Source organism: Thermoplasmata archaeon, assembly GCA_035532555.1.
Lineage (GTDB): Archaea > Thermoplasmatota > Thermoplasmata > Lutacidiplasmatales > UBA184 > Lutacidiplasma.
Genome location: DATKQS010000025.1, coordinates 26,654 through 35,582, shown reverse-complemented (window position 1 = coordinate 35,582; position 8,929 = coordinate 26,654). Strand labels below are relative to the sequence as shown.

Annotated in this window: 9 protein-coding genes; 7 read left to right on the top strand and 2 right to left on the bottom strand. The window is 67.6% G+C overall.

The window, feature by feature from the left end; translation table 11 throughout:
- Positions 1–225: helix-turn-helix domain-containing protein (locus tag VMV28_08165; protein HUZ80569.1), on the bottom strand; the 225-nt coding region annotated here is incomplete at its 3' end.
- A 236-nt stretch (positions 226–461) separates the two neighbouring features.
- On the opposite strand from VMV28_08165, the gene VMV28_08160 reads away from it, so the two are divergent.
- The 6 genes from VMV28_08160 to VMV28_08135 all read left to right on the top strand — a co-directional run bounded on the left by VMV28_08160 (position 462) and on the right by VMV28_08135 (position 6,447).
- Complete coding sequence (locus VMV28_08160) at positions 462–623, top strand: hypothetical protein (GenBank protein ID HUZ80568.1); 162 nt, start codon at positions 462–464, stop codon at positions 621–623.
- Positions 624–802: 179 nt separating this feature from the next.
- Entirely contained in the window at positions 803–2,044 is a 1,242-nt protein-coding gene (gene agl3, locus VMV28_08155) for a UDP-sulfoquinovose synthase (protein ID HUZ80567.1), read from the top strand.
- 4 nt (positions 2,045–2,048) lie between these two features.
- Positions 2,049–2,939, top strand: a complete 891-nt coding sequence (locus VMV28_08150; GenBank protein HUZ80566.1) for a sugar phosphate nucleotidyltransferase — start codon at positions 2,049–2,051, stop codon at positions 2,937–2,939.
- A gap of 97 nt (positions 2,940–3,036) precedes the next feature.
- On the top strand, positions 3,037–4,116 hold the full coding sequence (locus tag VMV28_08145) for a M20 family metallopeptidase (protein ID HUZ80565.1): 1,080 nt from the start codon (positions 3,037–3,039) through the stop codon (positions 4,114–4,116).
- Positions 4,117–4,123: 7 nt separating this feature from the next.
- A complete protein-coding gene (locus tag VMV28_08140) occupies positions 4,124–5,302 on the top strand; it encodes a glycosyltransferase family 4 protein (GenBank protein ID HUZ80564.1) in 1,179 nt (392 codons plus the stop codon).
- Complete coding sequence (locus tag VMV28_08135) at positions 5,299–6,447, top strand: glycosyltransferase family 4 protein (protein ID HUZ80563.1); 1,149 nt, start codon at positions 5,299–5,301, stop codon at positions 6,445–6,447. The genes VMV28_08140 and VMV28_08135 overlap by 4 nt, the downstream gene beginning before the upstream one ends.
- A gap of 119 nt (positions 6,448–6,566) precedes the next feature.
- Here the strand turns inward: VMV28_08135 and VMV28_08130 are convergent, their stop codons facing one another.
- Positions 6,567–7,700: a pyridoxal phosphate-dependent aminotransferase gene (locus tag VMV28_08130; GenBank protein HUZ80562.1), complete on the bottom strand. Its 1,134-nt coding sequence runs from the start codon at positions 7,698–7,700 to the stop codon at positions 6,567–6,569.
- Positions 7,701–7,837: 137 nt separating this feature from the next.
- On the opposite strand from VMV28_08130, the gene VMV28_08125 reads away from it, so the two are divergent.
- On the top strand, positions 7,838–8,923 hold the full coding sequence (locus tag VMV28_08125) for a glycosyltransferase family A protein (protein ID HUZ80561.1): 1,086 nt from the start codon (positions 7,838–7,840) through the stop codon (positions 8,921–8,923).
- Positions 8,924–8,929 lie beyond the last annotated feature (6 nt).

Genomic DNA, 8,929 nt, shown 5'->3' with positions numbered 1-8,929 from the left:
GGGTTTGAGCATCTTGAAGCCGTGCAGGTTGAACGCGTGGATCAGCTGACGGACGTAGTCGTCGCTCATCAGGGCAATCACGGAGATCTTGGGTGGCGTGAATCCCTGAGCGGAGGCCATGATCACTTGGGCCCGTTTCACCTCGATGGCATTCTGTCCGTGCCGAACGATTCGGCGCAGCTTGTTCCCCTCTTCGTCAGATATCTCTCGAACTCGGACGACCATGCCCAGGGCATGGAGCTCGACCGGAAAGTACTATCGCCTCAGATTCCGAACAACCCCGCCGGCCGCTCCACTAGCTCGGCCGCCGCCACCCGCAGCTCGGGCGTGTATCTCCGCTTGCCGATACCGAGAGCCGCGAGAAGAGGGACGAAGGTTCCTCCCTCGAGGCGATCATGGATCCGTCGGACTCGCAGGTCGACCCGACCCATGCGGGTGACCAGAGTACGGGGTCGTGTGCCGTGCCCGACAAACCGAGGTCTACCGTCGGAGAGCTCCTGTCGGCGGAGATTCTCCCAGAGGGAGACCTCCGCCTCCTCGAAGAGGGCACGCAGAGCGTCCCTCCCGATGTGGTAGGCACGGTTCAGCAGATGGCCAAGCTCTATCGGTGCGATTTCCTGTAGCTTCGTGGGCCTCTCCTCCTGTTGGGTTCTTTGCGGTCCCCACCAGGGGAGAGGTTCCCCCGCCATCAACCGATTCTTTCACACTACCCCGGGCCCCGCCCTCGGGCCCGCTCGGCGCCGGCGGAGCTCCCCGGAGCCATTAAGCGGCGGTTCGCATCGGAGCGCGTCGAGAGGAGCGCATGAAGGTCCTCATCACCGGGATCGACGGCTACTCCGGCTGGCCCCTCGCGCTCCATCTACTGTCCCGGGGGCACGACGTCGTCGGCGTCGACAACTTCGTCACCCGTCGCAGGGTCCGAGAGGTCGGCAGCTGGTCGGCCACCCCCATCCCGTCGTTCGCTCAGCGCCAGAGGCTCGTGAACCAGCTCCTCGGCAAGGAGCTCCCCTTCCACCGAGGCGACCTAGGGCGGTATGACTTCGTCGCCCGCGTGCTCGAAGAGGAGCACCCCGACGCGATCGTACATCTCGCGGAGCAACGAAGCGCCCCGTACTCGATGATCGACGTCCACCACGCGGTCACGACGCAAGTCGACAACGTGGTCGGCACGCTCCATCTCGTCTACGCCATGCGCGATCACTGCCCGGACGCCCACCTCGTCAAGATGGGAACGATGGGGGAGTACGGAACCCCCAACGTCGACATCCCCGAAGGATTTTTCGAGATCGAGTACCGGGGGCGCAAGGACCGATTGCCGTTCCCCCGCCAGGCGGGGTCGTGGTACCACTGGAGCAAGGTCTTCGACTCCGGGGACGTCATGTTCGCGTCGAAGATCTTCGATCTGCGCGCGACCGACGTCATGCAGGGGGTCATCTACGGGATCCGAACGGCCGAGATGACCGATCGACGGCTGCTGACCCGATTCGACTTCGACGAGACGTGGGGGACCGCCCTCAACCGGTTCATCGCGCAAGCGGTACTCGGGCTCCCGATCACTCCCTACGGCAAGGGCGAGCAGATCCGCGGGTTCATCGCGCTGGAGGATTCCGTCCAATCTCTCCGGCTCGCCGTCGAGCACCCCGCAGACCGGGGCGAGTACCGCGTGTTCAATCAGTTCGACGCAGCGTACTCCATCAACCAGCTCGCTGAGACCACGCACCAGATCGCGACCGAGCTCGGGCTCTCCCCCCGGATCGAGCACCCCCCGGATCCCCGGATCGAGGCCGAGCAGCACTACTACGCCCCGATCCACGAACGCCTCTACGCTCTAGGATACCAGCGCACGCGCGAGCTCTCCGAGGTGATGCGGGAGATGTTCACCGACCTGCTTCGCTACCGGCATCGCCTGGAAGCCCGCCGCCACGTGGTGATGCCGACGATCGGCTGGCGTCGCGCGGACAACCCGGCGGCGCTGAACGCTCGGGTCGCCGCTTCCTCGGCACCGCCGAGCGCGGAGCCGCCACCTCCCGTCCAGGACCGGTGAGCGCGTGCGCGGTGTCGTGACCCTCGCGGGCGACGGGAGCCGGATGCTCCCTTGGACGCACGGCTTGCGCAAGGAGTTCCTTCCGCTGTTCGACCGCGCCGCCGTCCGGGGCGGCCCGCCGGTGCTGAAGCCCGTCGCCCTGCTCTCGGTGGAGACGCTGGCCAGCGCTGGGATTGAGGACCTTACCCTGGTCGTCCGGCCGGAGGACCTCGCATTCGTGCGCGGGTACTTCCGAGTCGATTCGGCGCTCCTGCGCCGCCATGCCCACCAGCCGGAGCGCCTCGGAGAGACCCGGAGGCTCTACCGGACGCTCGAGCGGCTGACCATTCGGTTCGCGGTCCAACCCCACCCTCGCGGGTTCGGGGACGCCGTCCTGTGCGCGACGCGATCCGTGGGCGATCGCCCCTTCGTCCTCCACGCGGGGGATGCCGCGCTCCTGGAGCCGGAGCGCGGAGCCGTTGTCAGGACGATGGCCCGGCTCCGAGAACGCGAAGACCTGGATGCAGTCCTTCTGGTCCGCCGGGTCGCGGACCCGAGACGGTACGGAGTGATCGAGGGAAGCACGAGCCGACCGTTCGCGGGGGTGCGCCGCATCGACGTGCGCGCGATGCTCGAAAAGCCGGCGCGTCCCCGCTCGCACTGGGCGGCGACGGCGGTCTACGCCTTCGGACCGGCGATCTGGAGGGTGCTTCGCGAACGCGCGCGCCACCGGGGATCCGGCGAGCTCGAAGTGACGGATGGGATCGCGGCCCTCCTCGTTGCGGGGGGACGGATCTCGGCCCTCGTGCTCGATCCGGGCATGGGCCTATGGAAATCCGTCGGGTCGCCGGAAGGATATGCCGCCGCGCTCCAAGCGACCCGAACGCGCGCGCTCCACGCTCGCCCCCATTCCTGAGAGGAGAGAGATTAAGCTCCGCCGAGCGGTGGGGGAGGACGGTCCGACCGCGCGCGCGTATTCCGCCCGCGTCGAGGGGCCAGGTGGCTCATTCCCCATGAAACGTCAGATGGTCGATATGCTCGCCGAGCTCGTCAAGATCCCGAGCGACCCATTCTCCGACAAGCAAGAGGTCCTCGACTACGTTCAGTCGTTCACCGACCAGATCCACATGCGTAACACCCTGTTCGGGGATGCGCAATCCCCGGCGCTGCTCGCGGAGTACGGGCAGGGCGGACTGGTCCTCTCCGGCCATCTCGACACTCCCCCGATCGGGGACTACTGGAGCTTCTCGCAGAGCCAGGTCGCCTCCGGGCGACTGTACGGTCGCGGCGCGGCCGACATGAAGGGAACGGTCGTCGCGATGCTGCAGGCCGCGGCGGACCTCGTGCTGAGGAAGGTGCCGGTGGTGCTCGCGTTCACCACCGACGAGGAGACGACGATGCAAGGGGCGGCGGCGCTTTCCAAGACGTTGCCGATGCGCCGAGCGAAGGCGATCGTCGTCGGGGAGCCGACCGGACTGCGGGTGGCCCACGCGGAGAAAGGAGTCCTCGATATCGCGATCGAGACGCGGGGGAAGGCCGCGCACGGCGCGATGCCTCATCTCGGGGAGAACGCCATCTCCAAGATGATGCGGATCGTTCGGGGGCTGGAGTCGTTCAAGGGCCGGATCGCGCACCCGGAGCTCGGGACCGTGACGATGAACCTCGGGACGTTCCACGGAGGGAACCGGCTCAACGTGGTGCCGAACAAGGCGACCGCCGAGGTCGATATCCGCTTCCCGCCACCGTACTCCCCCGATCAGCTCTACCGCGAGATCGAGGAGCATCTGCGGCGGATCAAGACCCCGTTCACGCTGCGCCGGCTCGTCTCTCTTCCGTCGATCCAGATCGATCCGAACGCTCCCCACGTTCGACTCCTTAGGGAGGTCTCCGGTGGGGAGACGACCGTCCTCGTACATGCGTCCGAAGCCGTCCATTACACGCAGGTCAATCCGCGCGTGGTCATCTACGGCGCCGGCGAGGAGGAACTCTCCCACCAGGCGAACGAGTACGTCAAGATCGAATCCGTCGCGCGCGCTACCGAGGTCTACAAGAAGTACGCCCAGCGGTTGCTCTCTCCCCGGGCCGCCACGTAGTTCGCACGTGAAGCTCGCGCAACTGTCCACACGCTATCCCCCGGGCCTGGGCGGCGTTGAGCGGCACGTCGCCGAGATCAGCGCGGAACTCGGCGCACGCGGGCACACCCTGCGCGTCCTAACGAGCGATCTGTACCGAGAGTATCCGTGGGAGCGACTTCCGGCGAGCGTACCCCGACAGGAGCGGACCGCGTTCGGGACGGTCGAGAGGCTTCCCGTATGGTCGCTCCCGGGCGGACTCCACTATCCTTTCTTCCGAGGACTGATGCGGGCCCTCGAAGCCGACCCGGTCGACGTCGTGCACGCCCACACCTACGGCACCCATCAGGTCGCGGTCGCCCATCGATACCACCGGCGGACCGGGACCCCGTATATCCTGACCGCTCACTTCCACCCGATCACTTCGATCGAGGGTGGCTGGTTTCGACACCGCCTGCGCGGGTTCTACGATCGGCGACTCGCCGCGCCGATCGTCGCGGACGCGGCGCGCCTGATCGTCCAGAGCCAAGAAGAGGAGCGGCTCCTCCGCGGGCTCTCGATTTCGCTGCCTCCCGTACGGATCGTACCTCCAGGGTACACCCCGTTCCCCGCACCGGCCGACGGTGCGCAGTTCCGGGCCCGCTACGGGATCTCGGGCCCGTACGTGCTCTTCGTGGGGCGCCTCGCATCGAACAAAGGACTGGGCGCGCTGCTCGAGGCGTTCGTCCCGCTCGCCCGCCGCGAGCCGACCGCGTCGCTCGTGCTGATCGGACCGGACGGGGGCATGCAGGCGGTCCTGCAGGCTCGCGTCCGTCAGCTCGGCATCGCAGGCCAGGTGCGCCTGCTCGGATGGGTCTCCGACGAGGCACTGCTCGCTGCCGCGTTCCGCGAGGCTCGGTTCTTCGTCCTCCCCAGCGAGTACGAGGCGTTCGGCCTCGTGCTCCTCGAAGCGATGGGGCAGGGAACGGCGGTCATCGCGACCCGCGTCGGCGGGATCCCGGAGTTCGTGGAGGACGGGCGTGCGGGCCTCCTCGTTCCGCCGGGGGACCCGGGGCGATTGCGCGAGGCGATCGAACGGCTATGGGCGGATCCCGCCGGCACGGAGGCACTGGGAACCTACGGGCGCGATCGCATCGTTCCTCAGTACCGCTGGGGGCTCGTCGCCGACCGGCTCGAGGCGATCTATACGGAGGCGCGCAACGCGTGAAGATCGCTCAGGTGACGTTTCGCTTCGACGCACCGGGAGGCGTGGAGACCTGCGTACGCGAGGTCGGGCGGCGCTGTGTCGCCCGCGGGGACCCAGTGCGCGTCTACGCGAGTGACCTCTACGACGAAGGGCGTTGGGAGCGTCGGACCGACTGGGCGCCGGTCGTCGACGGCATGCCGGTAGAGCGATTCCGACTGCGCCGCTACCCGGTCCCCGGTGTCAGCATGCCCTCGATGATCGGCCTGATCGATGCGCTCGCGAGTAGCGATGCGGACGTGATCCACGCGCATTCGCATCGCTATGGACACGTCCTGCAGAGCGCGCTCGTCGCGTGGGAGCGACAGGTGCCGCTCGTCGTGTCCACGCATTATCACCCGGCCGACGCGAGCGAGAACGCGTTGCGTCGGGGCCTGTTGCGAGTCCAGGACGTCGGTTTCGGGGCGAGCGCCTATCGGGTCGCTCGCGCTCTGGTGGTCGAGACCAGACTCGAGGCGAGGCTTGTCGGGGAGTTCGCCCCCGCCGATCGCATCCACATCATTCCGCCCGGGATCGATCTGTCACTGTGGGGGAAGACGTCGGCACGATCCATCGATGATCTGCCGAGCGGCTACTTCCTCTTCGTCGGTCGGATCGCGCCGAACAAGGGGCTCCCTCTGCTGGTGGACGCGTTGGCCCGGCTCCCTCCCAGCGAGCGGCGACCGCTCCTCTTGATGGGATCGGACTGGGGGGAACGGGCGACGGTGGAAGCACGGGCCCGCGAGCGCGGGGTCGCCGATATCGTACGCTTCCTCGGGCACGTCAACGATGCGGATCACTACCGCGCCATCGTCCGGGGCGCGTCCGTGTTCGTGCTTCCGTCCGAGTGGGAGGCCTTCGGGCTCGTCCTCCTCGAGTCGATGGCCGCCGGGGTGCCGATCGTCGCGACCGCCGTCGGAGGAGTTCCCGAGGTCCTCGACGGGGGCCGCGCGGGTTGCCTCGTTCCGTACGGCGACGCGGAACGTCTCGCTGACGGTCTTCGGGAGGCTTTCGTCGGATCCGAGGACACCCGACGCCGGACCGTCGTTGCTTCCGAACGCGTCCGAGCGTACGACTGGAACGTCGTGACGGATCGCCACCGCGCGCTCTACCGGTCAGTGCTGGACTGATCGCGGGCCCATTCGATCCAGCCGCTCGAGCTCTCCCGCGATATGCTCGATATCGCGCCGCACCGGCTCCGGGCGCATGATCGATAGGGTCCGCAGCCCGAACGCGATGAGGCGGGGCATCAAGCGCGGTTCGCCTCCTGGGCGTACTCGCGGAGGATGGCGAGCCCACGCGTAAGATCCGTGCGCGATGCCGCGAAGGAGATGCGCAGATGCTTCGCCCCCCGTGACCCGAAGGCATCGCCTGGCGTCGTGATGAGGCCCCGGGAGAGGAGCGCCTGCGCCGCTTCCGTCGCGGTCTCCGGCCAAGAGAATCGAGGGAAGGCGTAGAACGCGCCGGCCGGCGGAACGCACGTCATTCCTGGGCAACGTGCGAGCTCGCGGAGCACGATCGCCCGTCGCGCCTGGAACTCCCGGGTCATCGCCCGCGTCGAGCTCAGTCCGCCCTCGAGCCCGGCGAGGACGGCGCTCTGGGCGGGCGTGGAGGCGCAGGCTACGATGTGGTAGTGCATTTTGTTGATCTCGACCGCGAGGGCGCGCGGAGCGATGAGGAACCCGACCCGCCATCCGGTCGCCGCGAGTGTCTTGCTGAAGGAGTTCACCACGACCGCGCGATCGGTTCGGCCCCAGAACGACGTCGCCGGTCTGTCGTAGACGATCTGATCGTACACCTCATCGGAGACGATGTGCAGATCGTGCCGTTCCGCGAGCGCGATGATCTCCTCGACCGTCTTCTCCGGAAGGACCGCGCCGGTCGGGTTCGATGGGCTGTTGATCACGATCACCCGGGTGCGTGCGGTCACGAGCCGCTCGATCGATCCGATGTCGGGCAGGAAGGCACGCTTCTCGTCGAGCGCGTACGCCACCGGTTCCGCTCCGAGGAGTCGGGCGTGGGGCGCGTACAGAACAAAGCCCGGGTCTGGGACGAGGATCTCGTCCCCGGGGTCGTACAGCGCGAACGCAGTCGCCATCAGCGCCTCCGATCCGCCCGCGGTGACGATTACATTGTCTCGGCTCGTCTCGGGAGCCCGGGCGCGGTATCGCTCCGCGATCTTCTGCCGCAACGCCGGAAGACCCGCGGAGGGGCCGTAGTGGTTCCCTCCATTGCGGACAGCGTGGCAGTAGGCATCGAGCACGGCGCCGGGGGGCTCGAAGTTCGGCTCGCCGAGCCCGAGGTTGATCGCCGTCGGGGGAGCGGCCTCAAACATCCGTCGGATGCCCGAGATGTCGACCTCGCGCGCTCGATGCGCGACCATTCTCGCGCGACGGTCGGCCTACCATTTACCCTTTGGCAAGACCGTGCGGGGTCTCACTCGGCCCTTCGCCCGCACGAACCTGCCCAGTTGTCGGAGCGAGGGTATATGGCACGTATCGCACGTCGGAGAGGGCCGGTATGACGAGCCCGAGCGAGACGGAGCGACGTGCGCCGGCCCCGTCGGTCAGCGTCATCGTCGGCGCGTACTCGCGCCGAACCTACCTCGCTTCGGCGGTCCGTTCGGTACTGGACCAGCGACTCCCCCGAGGTTCTTTCGAAGTGCTCGTGCTGAAGAACTTCGAAGATCCTGCGCTCGACCGCTGGCTCGATGAGGAGGGGGTCCGGCGCCGGTTCGATCCACAACAGCACATCGGGCGCTGGGTGCTCGGCGCGATCCGGGACGCACGAGCGCCGATCGTCACGTTCCTGGACGACGATGATCTCTACGCTCCGCAGCGCCTCGAACGCCTGATCGACGTGTACCGGACTCATCCCGACCTCGGCTTCTACCACAACCGATCGGTGGTGATCGACCGGGAGGGCGCCCCGGTGCCACCGGAGCTGTGGCGGCTCCACGAGTCTGCGCTCGATGTCCCCGAGGAGGGGTGGTACATCCCTTCGGCGGACAAGATCGAGCGACTTCCCCAGTTGATCCAGGCCCAGTCGGACTTCAACCTCAGTTCGATGGCGCTGCGCCGCGAGGATGCCGTGGGCGAACTCGCGTCGATCCTCGACGCCGCGCAGTACGTCCCGGACCTGCCCGCATTCATGATCGGCCTCCTTTCTCCTCGTGGGATCTTTGTGGACGGTCAGCGGCTGACCTGCTACCGTCACCATGGCCGGAACCGCACGATGGACCTCGGCTGGCTGCGGGATGCCGAGGAAGATCGACGGCGGCTCGCGGTCATCGCCCGGAGCCGAGGCCCGCCCGCGTACGCGGACTGGCTCGAACACCTCGCCGATCACTTCGAGAAGCTCGTACGGATCGACACCATCGGGGCCGGGATCCGCGGCGGCGCACCGCGCCGTGAGGTCGCCGAGCGCGCCCTCGAATATCTCCGTTTCCTCGGTCGGCACCCCGAAGAACGCGATCTCGAAGCCCTCACATGGGGGATCGAGCTATTCGCCGGGGCCTACCTCGTTTCGCCCGAATTGGCGCGACGGGTCCGTCAGCTCCGGGACACCCAGATCGAGCGCGCACGAGCGGCCCAGGGATTCGGCTGAACGGAG